Here is a 14113-nt window from a genome sequence, read left to right as displayed (position 1 = left end):
TAATAATCAAATGAATTATTTTAAAGAACACAAATATCGAGTAGCTTTCTAAAAAAATGCTAAAAAACACATAGCATGTACCCAACATTTATGAAATGAACATTATCATTTTTTTACATTATTTTTTTGATACAAATCAATTCAAGCACCATTAAATTTCAATTTATGCATATTTTTTGACATAAATCCAATTTTAAGTTGTTTTTTTGACAATTTAATCAACTTAAAATTAAAATAAAGAATAATTGAATAAATTTGATAAAATAACAAACCTTTACAGAATCTATACCTTTGACAGATTATTTTGCGAAATACAAATCTATTATAGTTGGTTAAAATTGTGTATAACTTTGTGAATAAGGGAGTAAAACGTTGTTTTATATTAAAAATATATGGTATAACTTAAATAAAAAGGCAGCCTGAAAACTGTGAATAACATGTTTTCAGGCTGCCTTTTGTTACTTAGGATAATTACGCAGCGCGTAAAGTATCCACACCGAAAAACGCATTTGGCAACGTTTCATCATCTTCGCCAAATTCTACCCATTCATAACTACTTTCATCTGCCAAAACCGCACGCAACAAGGCATTATTAATAGCGTGCCCCGATTTATAACCTTCAAATGCGCCAATAATCGGATGCCCAACAATATACAAATCGCCAATCGCATCCAAAATTTTGTGGCGCACAAATTCATCGGGATAGCGCAAACCTTCGGGATTGAGCACATCGGTATCATCAATCACAATCGCATTGGACAAATTCCCACCCAAACCTAAATTATTTGAGCGCATCAATTCCACTTCTTGCATAAAACCAAATGTGCGGGCGCGAGCAATTTCTTCAACGTAAGATTTTCCTGCAAAATCAATCTCAAAACGCGGCGAACTACGGTTAAAAACAGGATGGTCAAACTCAATGGTCAAGCCCACTTTAAAGCCATCGTAAGGCATAAATTTGACCCATTTGCTTGGCTCTTTGACTTCCACTTCTTTTAAAATTCGCAAGAAACGTTTGGGCGCATTTTGTTCCACAATACCCGCATCTTGCAATAAAAAGATAAATGGCAAACTGGAACCGTCCATAATTGGGATTTCGGGCGCATTCAATTCAATCAGTGCGTTATCCACACCATACGCTGCCAATGCCGACATAATGTGTTCAATCGTACCCACGCGTGTACCGTGTTCGGTAACCACGGTGGAAGATAGGCGAGTGTCGTTAATCAAATAGGGCGACAGTTTGATGATTTCGCCTTGTTCGCCTGATAAATCGGTGCGGCGAAATTGAATGCCTGTGTTTTCCTCAGCAGGATGCAATGTCAAAGCCACGCGTTCACCTGAATGCAAGCCTACGCCTGTGGCAGTTACTATTTGTTTCAGAGTTCTTTGTTTCATCGTTTTTTATCCTAAATGCAGCCTGAAAATAAAATTTAAGCGAACTATACAGGTTTTCAGGCTGCCTGAAAGTATGTTTAAGTCAATTTATAGTCGTTTTAAATAAAAATAATATCGCTTTGCTAGTTCATTGATGTGCTATTTCTATTTAAAACAACGATACAATCGTGATAACGCTAATTTATCCACAAAATATATTTCAGGCTGCCTTTTTATCCACAATTATTCTTTTTTTCTTATGGGAAACAATCACAAAAACAATCACACATTATCTCTATTATTTTTCAAAAATTTAGTATACTTATCCACAAAATAGTAGTAGCATCATAAAAATCATCTTTTTATATTTTAATATTTTGTTTTTTTATTTATTGCGTATGTTATTTTGCAACAAAAATAGTTTGCAATTTTTTCAAAACTCAAAATTGTCGGTCAAATACAAAAAGCTGACATTTTCTAAATTTAACAACTATTTATTTTTATTTAAAATTTGTCAGATTTTTGTATACTACCTACGAGTTTTCAGGCTGCCTGAATACATTTTACATAAGTTTGAGTATCCAAAATAACAACACAGTACCGCAAAAGTGCAGTAAAATAAAAAGGTATTTTGTCCAAACCCCTCTAACAACATGAAGGAAAATAACATGAGCGTTAAAGTTGCAATTAATGGCTTCGGTCGTATTGGTCGCTTGGCATTGCGTCGTATTTTGCAAACACAAGGTATTGAAGTGGTTGCAGTAAACGATTTAACTCCTGCTGATATGCTGGTGCATTTGTTTAAATATGACACCACGCAAGGTCGTTTTGACGGTTCAGTAGAATTAAAAGATGATGCGATGATTGTTAATGGCAAAGAAATCAAAGTATTTGCTAACCCAAATCCAGAAGAATTGCCTTGGAAAGATTTGGGTGTTGATGTGGTATTGGAATGTACTGGTTTCTTTACCAGCAATGAAAAATGCCAAGCGCACATTCGTGCGGGCGCGCGTAAAGTGGTGATTTCTGCCCCAGGTGGCAACGATGTGAAAACCGTTGTATTCAATGTGAACCATGACATTTTGGACGGCAGTGAAACAGTTATTTCTGCTGCATCTTGCACCACCAACTGTTTGGCACCTATGGCAGCTGTGTTGCAAAAACAATTTGGCGTGGTACAAGGTTTGATGACAACTATTCACGGCTACACAGGCGACCAAAATACATTGGATGCTCCACATCGCAAAGGTGATAAACGTCGTGCGCGTGCTGCTGCGGCAAATATTGTGCCAAATAGCACTGGTGCAGCTAAAGCGATTGGTTTGGTAATTCCTGAATTAAATGGCAAATTGGACGGTACTGCACAACGTGTTCCTGTGCCAACAGGCTCTTTGACTGAATTGGTGTGCATTTTAGAGAAAAAAGTTAGCAAAGAAGAAGTGAATGCTGCTATGAAAGCTGCGGCAAATGAATCTTTTGGTTACACTGAAGATGAAATTGTGTCTTCTGACGTAATTGGCATGAGCTTTGGTTCTTTGTTTGATGCAACACAAACTCGTGTACAAACTGTTGGCGAAAACCAACTAGTTAAAACCGTTGCTTGGTATGACAATGAAATGTCTTATACTGCGCAGTTGGTACGCGTATTGAAATATTTTGCTGAAAAAATTTAATTAATTTTTTATATAAAATGCAGCCTGAAAACCGTTTCAGGCTGCATTTTTGTTTTTCCACAGAAATTTTACTTGTACTTTATGTATGGCTATTTTACAATGTCATAAAAAATGACACCGATGTCATTTTATGTGCAACCAAAATATTTGTTTGATATGACTACTATTTATGACGTTGCCCGCCTTGCAGGTGTTTCGCCCAAAACAGTTAGCCGCGTATTGAACAATGACGTGCCTGTGAAAGAAACCACGCGTGAAGCGGTAGAGCAGGCAATACAAACATTGGGTTACATTCCGTCTAGCGCTGCTCGCGCATTACGTTCGCAAAGGTCGGGTTTAATTGGTGTCATTATGGGTGTTGCAGATGAGAATATGCAGCAAACTGATGTACACGGTGGCTTGCCCGAAATGTTTTTGACGCAAGGTGCGCAACAAATTGCAGCGCAAATGGGTAAAACGTTGATGATTGCCGATTGTGGTGGCGATAGTAAACGTGTTCCCGATTTGATACGCCAATTTCAGCAATATCGTGCTGAAGGAATGATTTGTGTGTCGGAGTCGCATCAAAAAATTCGGTTACCCTTTCAGCCAAATTGTCCTGTGGTGTTGTTGAATTGTTTTGATGATGCAGGAACGCCAGCGATTTTACCCGATGATGAAAATAATCAGCGCAGATTAACTGAACGATTGATTGCGCATGGGCACCAGCGTATTGCGTATATCACGTTGCCTACTCATATTGTAGCGACACAACAACGCTTACAAGGTTATCGAGCCGCTTTGTGGAATGCAGGTTTGGTTGTGGATAATGCACTCATTGCCACAGGCTACACAGACCGTAGCAATAAAATTGATGATTTATGGGCTGCATTAAATTACATCATGAGGCAGCCTGAAAAACCAACGGTTATTTGTTGTGGGAACGATGAAATGGCGATGCGTGTGTATGGTATGTTGCGAGTACAGGGGGTAAAAATCCCCGAAGAAATGTCAATCGCAGGATTTGATGACCATCGTCAAATTGCGGAAACGCTCTATCCCGCACTGACAACGGTGGAATTACCTTATGTCAAAATGGGCAAACGGGCGGCGGAATTATTATTGCAACTTATCCACAACAAGCAGCCTGAAAATATGCCTTTACAAGCCGAACGCATAATGGGCGAAGTAGCATGGCGTGAATCTGTATTAACGCGAGCAATATTACCCTAATGTAAATAAAGATTTTCTGTGAAACTGAATGGCTAATCTGAAAATAAGCAGAATTGGATACCAGTATCCAAGCTACTTTTGTTTCGCAGGAGAAAATATTTTTCAGGCTGCCTATTTCAGCTACCCATAAACATAGGCAGCCTGAAAAATAAAATTTATCCCCTCATAAATGTTTAGGAGCTTAAAATCATGACACAGCAACAGCAGTTAATGATGACTTTTCGACAGATTATTCTGATGAATTTCGGGTTCTTCGGGATTCAATACAGCTTTGGTCTTCAACAAACCGCGATTAATCCAATTTACAGTTTTTTAGGTGCAGACTACGGCAGTCTCCCCTTACTGAATATGGCAGGTCCAGTAACAGGCTTGATTGTTCAACCCATTATTGGTGCATTATCTGACCGAACATGGGTCAATGGTTTAGGTCGCCGTCGTCCTTATTTCCTGATTGGTGCGATTGGTTGCTCCATTTGTTTATTCTTCTTCCCACATGTTACCGCGCTGTGGATGGCAGTATTAATGTTATGGTTGCTAGACATCAGCAACAACACCGCGATGGAACCCTATCGTGCATTTATCGCTGATACGCTGCCTGAAAAACAACAAGGTACAGGCTTTTTGATGCAATCGGTATTCACAGGTTTGGGTATTACACTAGCAAATGTTTCACTACCTATTTTCCAACATCTGATTACAGGTGAATCAGCCGCAGGTATTCCTTACTGGGTATATGGTTCATTCTATATTGGTGCATTCTGTTCTATTGGTACTGTGTTGATTTCCGTATTTTCTACCACAGAACATCGTCCAACTGATGCAGAACTTGCTGCATTACGCGCAAAACCACGCGGTTTGGGTGTTGCTATTAAAGACATCTTTGATGCCATTAAAGATATGCCAAAAGCCTTGCGCCAATTAGCTGTTGTCTATTTGTTTCAATGGTACGCATTGTTTATTTACTGGCAATTTGTTACACCAAGTATCGCCAAATCTGTTTGGAATGCCACACCAGAAAATAAAGAATTATTCGCCCAAGCCGTTGGTTGGACAGGTTGGGTAAATGGCTGGTACAACGTTGTAACCTTTATTTCCGCATTTGGCTTGATGACATTAGCGAGAAAATATCCAGCCAAAGTAGTACACGCAGGTGCCGTTTCATTGGCAGCGATTGCTTTGCTGGTGTTCCCACACATTACCGATAAATACTTGCTGTTTGTCCCAATGATTGGTTTTGGTATTGCATGGGCATCTATTATGGGCGTACCATTCTTGATTGCCACCGCCGAAATTCCCAAAGAACGCTATGGCGTGTACATGGGTGTAATTAACATGATGATTGTGATACCGATGTTGATTCAAACCGTAACATTTGGTTCAATATTCAATTATGTTTTGGGTGCTAATCCAACGAATGCTATGATGTTTGCAGGTGTTCTACTTGGTTTAGCTGCATTCTTCACATTGCGTATTCAAACCAAACAAGGACAAAATTTGAACGCATAAATCACATAAATTAGTTTTCAGGCTGCCTATGCAGATGAAAAATTAAAAAAAACACGCAAATAATAATTTATTATTTGCGTGTTTTTTATGATATAGTGGATTTAATTTAAATCAGAGTAAGGAGACAGTGACCGCCGTGTACGCTGTGGTGTTGTTTCCCTGCCGTGTTAATTTGAAACAACTATAGGCAAAATGCATAAATTATATTTTAAAAACAATTTGATAATACAATATTTCCTTTTTCAATTTCGTATACTACTAATATTTTTACAAGATAATTTGCGCTTTGGGGTAAAAAAACGCTAAAATACGCAATTCAAATTGCTATCCCTATTTTTAGAGAGGTGGATGAGTGGTTTAAGTCGCACGCCTGGAAAGCGTGTATACGTGAATAGCGTATCGAGGGTTCGAATCCCTTCCTCTCTGCCAAATAAAGAAAATGCAGCCTGAAAACATTTTCAGGCTGCATTTTCTTTATTTTGCCCCGCCAACAGGAGTCGAACCTGTATTTCACGCTTAGGAGGCATGCGTTCTATCCGTTGAACTATGGCGAGATATTCATTTGTATTCATTATATAGTGAATACAGATTCTTAAACTTTTTCAATTAATAACGACAAAATACCTGCGGCAATGAGTGGACCTACGGGAATGCCACCTAAAAATGCAACGCCTATGATTGTACCAATCAACAAGCCTACTACTAAAAGTGGCTGGGTACTCATCAATGGCACTCCCCGCCCTGCTATCCATGCCACCCCTATACCAATGATGACGGCTGCCATCATTTTAACGTTGAGAAAAGTGGATAATTCTGGCAATTTTGTTTTACCTGAAACAATTGGACTGAGTACACCAATCATTAATAATACAATCCCTGCATTAAGTGCATATTTATCTAAAATTGGGAGGTATTTTGCCAACATGGTTTGTTGTATTAATAGCAAAATGGTTGCTGATAGAGTAATCGCGCCATTATTGCTCAATACGCCCAATAAAATTAACATGACTAAAAATAAGGCGATGGGATTAACGCTCATTTTCAGGCTGCTCTTTCTATGGATTTTTGTGCCATTTGTTGCATAGTTTGGGTAATTTCATTGTTGGGTAATGCTTTCAGGCTGCCTATTGCTTTATCTACCGCTTGTTGCGCTTGTTTCATGCAATAATTTAACGCATCGGATTGAGTAACGTGTTGATGAATTTTGCTGAAATATTCGCGGTCGGCATTTTGTAAGGCGGTACGCACGTCTTGCGCGGCTTGCTCTGAACCCTGCTGCATCAAATAAATGAGTGGCAAAGTGGGTTTGCCTTCTGCCAAATCATCGCCCACATTTTTGCCGATTTGTTCCACGCTGCCTGAATAGTCCAGCACATCATCAATAATCTGAAATGCCGTACCCATATACATGCCGAAATCTTTTAATGCGCGTTCTTGTTCGGGCGTGGCACCTGCCAAGATTGCGCCCACTTGCGCGGCAGCTTCAAACAATTTCGCGGTTTTGTATTGAATGACTTGCAGATATTGTGCTTCGGTGATGTCCACATTGCCAATGTTCATCAGCTGCATCACTTCGCCTTCGGCAATGATGTTGGTCGCGTCTGCCATTACTTCCAAGATTTTCAGGCTGCCTGAACCCACCATAAGTTGAAATGCGCGTGTGTACAAAAAGTCGCCTACCAACACCGCCGCCGCATTGCCAAACAGATTGTTGGCGGTTTTTCTGCCGCGTCGCAATTCGCTTTCGTCCACCACATCGTCGTGTAGCAGCGTGGAAGTGTGGATAAATTCCACCATCGCCGCCAATGAATAGAGCTTGTCATCATCGTAGCCCAAGCATTTTCCCGACAAAATAGTCAAAATGGGGCGTAAACGTTTGCCGCCTGCGCCAATAATGTAAGTGCCAATTTGGGAAATTAGCGCAACATCCGATTGCACGGCTTGATTCACAACCGCATTTACTCGGTTTAAATCGTGTTCCAAATGTTGTTGAAAATAGGGAATGGCGGTCAGCATGAACTTCTCGTGTGTGATTCAAATTCAGTTAAAAATAGAGCAAAGGCTGGGAATTATAGCAAATTTATATTTTTCAGGCAGCTTAAACCTGTGCAAAATCCTAGATTAGCACATGATTCAAAGTAATACTCAAAAAGTTGTAGATGTATAGCCATTTCAAAATAGATGTTTCTTGTCGCATATTTTCAACACAAATATAATTTACCATGTTCCTCTCTTGGCAGCCTGAAACCTTTAATCAATCCTATAAGTCGTTTAAAATAAAAACAAAACAAGGAGGCAGCGATTGCCTACATAAGAGAACTGGCTATAAAATGATTTTTACCCTATTTTGATTGATTGCAAGGAGTAATGAAATGGATGTCTTCACTTATTTTTTTGCGTTTGGTGGTGGGATATTGTGTATTGCTGCTGCTATTTATGATTGGGATTGGTTCTTTGACAATTTTCGCGCTCGCCCATTCGTTGCTTTATTCGGCAGAGAGGGCGCACGATGGTTTTATGCTATTTTGGGCGTATTTTTGATTATGGTAGCTGGTCGCTTGACTGTATTTGGCCATTAGTCCCGAATGTTTATTCATTATTTATGGTTTCAAATTAAAATCATACAACGTTGGCTGTGTTAATTTGAAATAGCTATCAATAAAAAAAAACGGATTCTTCACCAGAATCCGTTTTTTATTAAAAATGCAAAAATTAGTTTTCTGCACCTTCGTATGGACGAATACTTACGGTTTTGCGATTTAATGCGCCTTTAACCGAAAATTCAACATAACCATCAACTTTTGCAAACAAAGTGTGGTCTTTGCCCATACCCACGTTGTTACCAGCGTGGAATTTGGTGCCGCGTTGGCGAACGATAATTGAACCAGCAGGAATCAACTCGTTACCAAAGGCTTTCACGCCCAAGCGTTTTGCTTCTGAATCGCGACCGTTGCGGGTGCTACCGCCAGCTTTTTTACTTGCCATGATTTATACTCCTGATTAATTTGGATTAGGCGATAGACAAAATTTCAATGCGCGTGAAATTTTGGCGATGACCTTGACGTTTTTGATAGTGTTTACGACGGCGCATTTTGAAAATGCGTACTTTTTCGCCACGACCATGCGCTACCACTTTCGCTACTACTTTTGCACCTGCAACAGTAGGCGCACCTACTTTGACATTTTCGCCGTCAGCAATCATCAGAACTTCAAGTTCGATTTGGCTGTCGAGTTCGGCAGGTATCTGTTCTACGTTTAATTTTTCGCCAACGGTAACTTTGTATTGTTTACCGCCAGTTTTTACGACCGCGTACATACTCAACTCCATGAGAATTTTATGGTTTTACAAAAATGTTTCGCAAGGCGCGAAACGAGAAATATGGGATTATTACAGTATTATTTTGTTTTGTCAAAATATTTTTCAGGCTGCCTATTGCTTGTTTATGCGAAGGCAGCCTGAAAACGGTATAATTCACTCACTCTATCTTAAAAAATAAGTAAACAGATTATGGCTCGTAAACCCCCTAAAAATTTTGAAGATGCGCTTTCGCGTTTGGAAGCGATTACGCAAACCATGCAAACCAGTGTGTTACCTTTGGAAGAAGCATTGGCAACGTATCAAGAAGGTGTGGAATTGGTGCGTTTTTGTCAGCAACGTTTGTCCGCAGTAGAACAAGCGATTCAGGTATTGGATAACGATGAATTGAAGGAGTTGAATCTTGAAAGCGAATGAATTGGCACAATGGCAAATGCGTGCGGCAGCGCAAACTGAATTACTCTTACAAAAAATGCTGCCTGAAAGCCAAGTCATACCACATGATTTACACGAAGCAATGCGTTATAGCGCATTGGACGGCGGCAAACGATTGCGCCCATTATTGGTTTTGGCGGCGGCAGAATTGGGCAATAGTGTTCAGGCTGCCTGCGAATTGGCAATGGTGGCGATTGAGTGCATTCACGTTTATTCATTGGTACACGATGATATGCCAGCGATGGACAACGATAGTTTGCGGCGCGGTAAACCGACTTGTCATGTGCAATTTGGCGAAGCAACCGCATTATTGGTAGGCGATGCACTACAAACTTTGGCGTTTGATGTGTTATCCACACCGACTGATTTATCCCCAGCGCGACAATTACGCATGATTCAAGTGTTGGCAAAAGCATCGGGCAGCACAGGCATGGCAGGCGGACAAGCGATTGATTTGGCAAATGTAGGACGACACTTATCGCAAACCGCATTGGAACAAATGCACAGCCTGAAAACAGGTGCGCTGATTCATGCTGCGGTACAATTAGGCGGTTTATCTTGCCCTGATATTAGCGAAGAACAGTTGGCGCATTTAGATGTGTATGCACGCCGATTAGGCTTGGCATTTCAAGTGATTGATGACGTATTGGATTGTGAAGCAGACACAGCAACACTAGGCAAAACGGCGGGGAAAGATGCCGATGCGGACAAACCAACTTATGTGAAATTGCTGGGATTATCCACAGCGCGACATTATGCGGAAGATTTGGTTACACAAGCGATTGCAGCACTTGAACCATTTGGCGACAAAGCGGAACGATTACGCGCATTGGCGGAATTTGTAATAGTGCGAAAAAATTAAACATATTCAATAAAAGGCAGCCTGAAACTAGAAAATAAGTTTTCAGGCTGCCTTAATCATATCAATAAACAATAAATTAATTTATTTTTCCACAAAATCCATACCGTGAAACACACGAACCGCATTACCGCGTTCCAGTTGGTAAAGTTGGCTGTGCTGATTTTGTTGGCATGTTGGCTGCGTTCGCTTTCCACGCGCACCGCCACACCTGTGGATAAATGTACGGCTCGCACTGCGCTTTCCGTTTTATTGACGTGCTGACCGCCTTTGCCGCCCGAACGACAGGTTTCTACACGGATTTCATGGTTTTCGGGCAAGGCGGGCAATTCAGGCAGCCGCGAAACCGCAATAAACCAATTTTTGCGTAAATGATTGGGACGAAACGGGCTTTTCGCAATCCATTGCAAAGAACCGAGCCAACGTGCCGCAAATTCCGTTTCGCGGCTGCCTGAAACCGCCACGACCGCCGATAACAGTCCATATTTGCTGGGCGTTTCGCTGATGATATCGGTGGATAAATCGTATTTTTCTGTTTCTTTCAAGATTTTGTGGAAAATGTGTTTGGCGAAAAATTGGCATTCGGCTGGCGATTGCCCTGTGGATAATTGTAAATAAATCATCAAATATTCCTGTTTTTGTTTTTCAGGCAGCCTGAAAGTGAAAATGCTTGCCACCACGCTGTCCCCTCCCCTGCTTGCGGGGGAGGGCTAGGTGGGGGATAAATATGGGGCATGAAGTCCAATTTGTTTGGTAGGCAGAGCCACCCCCACCCCAACCCTCCCCCGCGAGCGGGAGAGGGGGCAGCTTACTGGCGTATTGAATGTTGCAGGCTGCCTGAAAAATCATTTTTTCATTTCGGGACAAAACGAATGTTTCACGTCAAAGCCTTTGTTTTCAATTTTGTTTTTGTCGGGAACAGGCGGACTGGTTTCCTGCTCGCTACGAAGTTGTCCCAAATAGGCGGAAATTTCTTGCCAAACCACATTCTCGTCCACATAAATGCCCAATGAAACCAGTTGTGGATTGGCATAGTAGCTATCCGATTCGTTCCAATAATGTTTTTTTATAATAAGCACAAGTGGTACATGACGATAAGCCGCCATTTCATAATGCGAACGTGTAACCGTTGCAAGAAAATAATCATGTGGTATATGCCATCGACTTTCTGATGGAATGGCATATTCTTTGCCATTCTTAAAACGTACAATAGGCGCGTATTTTTTATTATGGCGAACATGGCTGTAGACAGTTTCTATATCCGATGTTGTATAAACTTCCTGCCCTGTATAAAAAAGCCAAGTATGCCAATTTCCGACAAATAAATGTGCCAGACCCACGCAATCGCCATATTCAGCCTGCCATTCTTCAGGCAAGGCAGAAAATTTGTGGATAACTGTGCCGTTTTGACTACGGCGGTCAAATACCAACAAAGGGTCTTCGCTATAAATCCCAACCAAATAATCATAATAATCTTTGAATTTACTGATGATTTTCATGTTTTTTTCCTTTCAGGCTGCCTGAAACGTAGGGTGCAACTTGTTGCACCAAATTCAACATCATTCGGAAAATGGTGCAACAAGTTGCACCCTACAATGTGGATAACTAGCAGCATTCCCCAGCCGTTTTATACGTCAAAACGGGCTTGAAACGCGCCACCAATTCAATCAAACCAAAATCCAACATCGCCGCAATCACATCGTCAATGTTTTTGTAGGCTTGCGGTGCTTCTTCGTAAATCAAAGCCTTGTCTTCGCAAATGACCACGCTGCCCAAATCGGTTTGGCGCAGCTTATCCACAGAATATTTGTGCGACAAACGCCCTTTGCATTCGCTGCGTTGCCATTTTCGCCCTGCACCGTGTGCCAATGAAAACAGCGCGTTGGCGGCATTATCCACAATCGGCTGCACCCAATAACTGTAATCTCCCCGTGAGCCTGGAATGACCACTAAACCGCAATCCGAAGGCGTTGCGCCTTTGCGGTGCAGCCAGCCTGTTTCATTATCCAGTTGAACTTGTTGCAAAAAATTGTGATGCACGTCCAACAACATTGCGCCTTCCGCGCCCCATTTTGCCAACATGCGTTCTGCAATCAGTTGGCGATTGGCTTTGGCAAATTGCAAAGCGGCATCGTGTTTTGCCAAATAATCAAGGGCTTCGGGTGTGTTTTCCGCTAAACCTGCGTGGCTGAACTTATCCACATGTTCGCGCAAAATGGCTTGCCCCAATCCGCGCGAACCGCTATGAACAAGTAATTGTAAATATTTGGGATTAAAGTTTTCAGGCAGCTTTTCGGGTGCGTAGATTTTGTCCACCGCTTGCAATTCGGCAAAATGGTTGCCGCCACCGATTGTCCCCAACGCTTGTGGATAAGTGCAATTTGGCAAAAGTTCGGCAATGCGTTCCGCCCAAGTGTCATCCAATGGCGCGTCAATGCTGCCTAATTGTTTGGCTAATTTGTGTTTTTTGGATTGATGCACAGGCAAATCGGTCTGCCAAAACGCCATGCCGCAACCGATGTCGTTGCCAATCAAAGCGGGGTAAAACCGCCCCACGCTGAAAAATGCCGCGCCCACAGGATAACCGCGCCCAGCGTGCAAATCGGGCATGCCTGCCACGCGCTGCATATTTGGCAACGTGGCGGTGCGTTCTAATTGTTGAATGGCGTTGCCTTCAATCCAAGTATTTGAATTTTTGATGATTGTAATGGAATTGCCCATTGTGAATAACTTTCTGTTTTTTCCACAAGACGTGTTTCAGGCTGCCTGAAAAACAAAATAACGGCATCATGATTGAAAAACATAAATTGTGGATAAGTGAAAAGAAAGCAGTCCCAAAACGGACAATCAGAAAGGTTTAAACGGCGTTGTCCGCGTTTGAGCTGCGTGTTTGAATGTGGATAGATGGTTGATTTTGCATGATATTATCCTTTCTATAACGCAGAATTGAAAAATAATGAAGAGCGGATTATGAATATAATCTTGTTTATTGGCAAATAAATTATGTTTTCAGGCTGCCTTTTTGCATCAAAAATACCACAATGCAGCCTGAAAACTATTTGCATGATAAAACCAATACTGTGTTATCCACAATCCTAAATTTGACATCCAAGCCTGCAATTTCCATGCCATACACGCGTTCGGGTATATTTTGATAGGCTGGTCGTGGGTCTTGCGCCAAACTTTGTTCAATCAAATTGCGGATTTCTGTGGATAAGTTTGTTACGCCACTTTCAGGCTGCCATTCAATCGCCAATTGTTCAGGTGCGCCGCTCACAAATCCTGCTTGTGCATCGGGTTTGGCTTCCACAAATGGAATATAGGGCTTGATGTCCAACACGGGTGTACCGTCCAATAAATCTCCGCCATTGCACCAAATTTGCACGCGCCCGTTCAAGTTATCCACATATTCCAATTGTAACAGCGACAACCCAATATGATTCGGACGATGCGGACTGCGTGTCGCAAACACCCCCATTTTCTTTTTGCCGCCCAAACGTGGGGGACGCACCATTTCCGACCAGCCTTCGCTAATCGCATCATGAAACAAAAATTGCACCCAAATATAGTCAAATCCGTCCAAACCGCGTACACAATCCATTGAAAATTCAGGATTTAATGTAATACAAATTTTGGCGGCTGGCACAAGTTGCGGTTGGCGCGGAATACCAAATTTTTGCGTATAAGGCGATGAAACGATGCCGATACTGTGGATAAGATGTTGCATAATAGGCA

Annotated in this window: 15 protein-coding genes and 2 tRNA genes; 7 read left to right on the top strand and 10 right to left on the bottom strand. The window is 41.6% G+C overall.

The window, feature by feature from the left end; genetic code table 11:
• Positions 1–471: 471 nt before the first annotated feature.
• Complete coding sequence (gene lpxC / locus MIS45_RS00950) at positions 472–1398, bottom strand: UDP-3-O-acyl-N-acetylglucosamine deacetylase (protein WP_249449548.1); 927 nt, start codon at positions 1396–1398, stop codon at positions 472–474.
• A 647-nt stretch (positions 1399–2045) separates the two neighbouring features.
• Here lpxC and gap point away from each other — a divergent pair.
• The 4 genes from gap to MIS45_RS00930 all read left to right on the top strand — a co-directional run bounded on the left by gap (position 2046) and on the right by MIS45_RS00930 (position 6197).
• Positions 2046–3050 (top strand): type I glyceraldehyde-3-phosphate dehydrogenase, encoded by a 1005-nt coding sequence (gene gap / locus MIS45_RS00945; protein WP_249450711.1) that lies wholly within the window; start codon positions 2046–2048, stop codon positions 3048–3050.
• Positions 3051–3206: 156 nt separating this feature from the next.
• Positions 3207–4262 (top strand): LacI family DNA-binding transcriptional regulator, encoded by a 1056-nt coding sequence (locus tag MIS45_RS00940; protein ID WP_249450710.1) that lies wholly within the window; start codon positions 3207–3209, stop codon positions 4260–4262.
• A gap of 189 nt (positions 4263–4451) precedes the next feature.
• The gene (locus MIS45_RS00935) at positions 4452–5768 is read left to right on the top strand and encodes an MFS transporter (protein WP_249450709.1); all 1317 of its coding nucleotides are present in this window, start codon (positions 4452–4454) and stop codon (positions 5766–5768) included.
• A gap of 338 nt (positions 5769–6106) precedes the next feature.
• A tRNA-Ser gene (locus tag MIS45_RS00930) sits at positions 6107–6197 on the top strand.
• Positions 6198–6250: 53 nt separating this feature from the next.
• On the opposite strand, the gene MIS45_RS00925 is transcribed toward MIS45_RS00930, so the two are convergent.
• The 3 genes from MIS45_RS00925 to MIS45_RS00915 form a co-directional block, all read right to left on the bottom strand.
• Positions 6251–6322, bottom strand: a tRNA-Arg gene (locus MIS45_RS00925).
• 38 nt (positions 6323–6360) lie between these two features.
• Positions 6361–6807, bottom strand: a complete 447-nt coding sequence (locus MIS45_RS00920) for a DUF441 domain-containing protein (protein ID WP_249450708.1) — start codon at positions 6805–6807, stop codon at positions 6361–6363.
• A 2-nt stretch (positions 6808–6809) separates the two neighbouring features.
• Positions 6810–7784, bottom strand: a complete 975-nt coding sequence (locus MIS45_RS00915; RefSeq protein ID WP_249450707.1) for a polyprenyl synthetase family protein — start codon at positions 7782–7784, stop codon at positions 6810–6812.
• A gap of 356 nt (positions 7785–8140) precedes the next feature.
• Here MIS45_RS00915 and MIS45_RS00910 point away from each other — a divergent pair, with 356 nt between their 5' ends.
• Positions 8141–8347: an immunity 17 family protein gene (locus MIS45_RS00910; protein WP_249450706.1), complete on the top strand. Its 207-nt coding sequence runs from the start codon at positions 8141–8143 to the stop codon at positions 8345–8347.
• A gap of 133 nt (positions 8348–8480) precedes the next feature.
• Here MIS45_RS00910 and rpmA read toward each other — a convergent pair whose 3' ends face one another.
• Both rpmA and rplU read right to left on the bottom strand, forming a co-directional pair.
• Entirely contained in the window at positions 8481–8753 is a 273-nt protein-coding gene (gene rpmA, locus MIS45_RS00905; RefSeq protein ID WP_249442802.1) for a 50S ribosomal protein L27, read from the bottom strand.
• A 25-nt stretch (positions 8754–8778) separates the two neighbouring features.
• Entirely contained in the window at positions 8779–9084 is a 306-nt protein-coding gene (gene rplU, locus MIS45_RS00900) for a 50S ribosomal protein L21 (protein ID WP_115723608.1), read from the bottom strand.
• A gap of 192 nt (positions 9085–9276) precedes the next feature.
• Here rplU and MIS45_RS00895 point away from each other — a divergent pair, with 192 nt between their 5' ends.
• Together MIS45_RS00895 and MIS45_RS00890 are read left to right on the top strand one after the other, a co-directional pair.
• Positions 9277–9501: an exodeoxyribonuclease VII small subunit gene (locus MIS45_RS00895; RefSeq protein WP_249450705.1), complete on the top strand. Its 225-nt coding sequence runs from the start codon at positions 9277–9279 to the stop codon at positions 9499–9501.
• 16 nt (positions 9502–9517) lie between these two features.
• Entirely contained in the window at positions 9518–10381 is an 864-nt protein-coding gene (locus MIS45_RS00890) for a polyprenyl synthetase family protein (protein WP_430472159.1), read from the top strand.
• Between the two features lie 56 nt (positions 10382–10437).
• Here the strand turns inward: MIS45_RS00890 and prfH are convergent, their stop codons facing one another.
• The 4 genes from prfH to tsaA form a co-directional block, all read right to left on the bottom strand.
• On the bottom strand, positions 10438–11055 hold the full coding sequence (gene prfH, locus MIS45_RS00885; protein WP_346766862.1) for a peptide chain release factor H: 618 nt from the start codon (positions 11053–11055) through the stop codon (positions 10438–10440).
• Between the two features lie 168 nt (positions 11056–11223).
• Entirely contained in the window at positions 11224–11877 is a 654-nt protein-coding gene (locus MIS45_RS00880) for a hypothetical protein (RefSeq protein ID WP_249450704.1), read from the bottom strand.
• A gap of 106 nt (positions 11878–11983) precedes the next feature.
• On the bottom strand, positions 11984–13099 hold the full coding sequence (locus MIS45_RS00875; RefSeq protein ID WP_249450703.1) for an RNA ligase RtcB family protein: 1116 nt from the start codon (positions 13097–13099) through the stop codon (positions 11984–11986).
• Between the two features lie 334 nt (positions 13100–13433).
• Positions 13434–14105 carry a tRNA (N6-threonylcarbamoyladenosine(37)-N6)-methyltransferase TrmO gene (gene tsaA / locus MIS45_RS00870; RefSeq protein ID WP_249450702.1) on the bottom strand — a complete coding sequence of 224 codons (672 nt, stop codon included), beginning with the start codon at positions 14103–14105 and terminating at the stop codon, positions 13434–13436.
• Between the last annotated feature and the right edge of the window lie 8 nt (positions 14106–14113).

It is taken from the genome of Wielerella bovis (genome assembly GCF_022354465.1).
GTDB lineage: Bacteria > Pseudomonadota > Gammaproteobacteria > Burkholderiales > Neisseriaceae > Wielerella > Wielerella bovis.
Note: the sequence above shows the minus strand (reverse complement) of the source record. Positions and strands in the feature narration are given on the sequence as shown.

Coding starts and splice junctions, on each gene's coding strand:
- lpxC (WP_249449548.1), bottom strand. CDS start 1,398: ATGAAACAAAGAACTCTGAAACAAATAGTAACTGCCACAGGCGTAGGC.
- gap (WP_249450711.1), top strand. CDS start 2,046: ATGAGCGTTAAAGTTGCAATTAATGGCTTCGGTCGTATTGGTCGCTTG.
- MIS45_RS00940 (WP_249450710.1), top strand. CDS start 3,207: ATGACTACTATTTATGACGTTGCCCGCCTTGCAGGTGTTTCGCCCAAA.
- MIS45_RS00935 (WP_249450709.1), top strand. CDS start 4,452: ATGACACAGCAACAGCAGTTAATGATGACTTTTCGACAGATTATTCTG.
- MIS45_RS00920 (WP_249450708.1), bottom strand. CDS start 6,807: ATGAGCGTTAATCCCATCGCCTTATTTTTAGTCATGTTAATTTTATTG.
- MIS45_RS00915 (WP_249450707.1), bottom strand. CDS start 7,784: ATGCTGACCGCCATTCCCTATTTTCAACAACATTTGGAACACGATTTA.
- MIS45_RS00910 (WP_249450706.1), top strand. CDS start 8,141: ATGGATGTCTTCACTTATTTTTTTGCGTTTGGTGGTGGGATATTGTGT.
- rpmA (WP_249442802.1), bottom strand. CDS start 8,753: ATGGCAAGTAAAAAAGCTGGCGGTAGCACCCGCAACGGTCGCGATTCA.
- rplU (WP_115723608.1), bottom strand. CDS start 9,084: ATGTACGCGGTCGTAAAAACTGGCGGTAAACAATACAAAGTTACCGTT.
- MIS45_RS00895 (WP_249450705.1), top strand. CDS start 9,277: ATGGCTCGTAAACCCCCTAAAAATTTTGAAGATGCGCTTTCGCGTTTG.
- MIS45_RS00890 (WP_430472159.1), top strand. CDS start 9,518: ATGCGTGCGGCAGCGCAAACTGAATTACTCTTACAAAAAATGCTGCCT.
- MIS45_RS00880 (WP_249450704.1), bottom strand. CDS start 11,877: ATGAAAATCATCAGTAAATTCAAAGATTATTATGATTATTTGGTTGGG.
- MIS45_RS00875 (WP_249450703.1), bottom strand. CDS start 13,099: ATGGGCAATTCCATTACAATCATCAAAAATTCAAATACTTGGATTGAA.
- tsaA (WP_249450702.1), bottom strand. CDS start 14,105: ATGCAACATCTTATCCACAGTATCGGCATCGTTTCATCGCCTTATACG.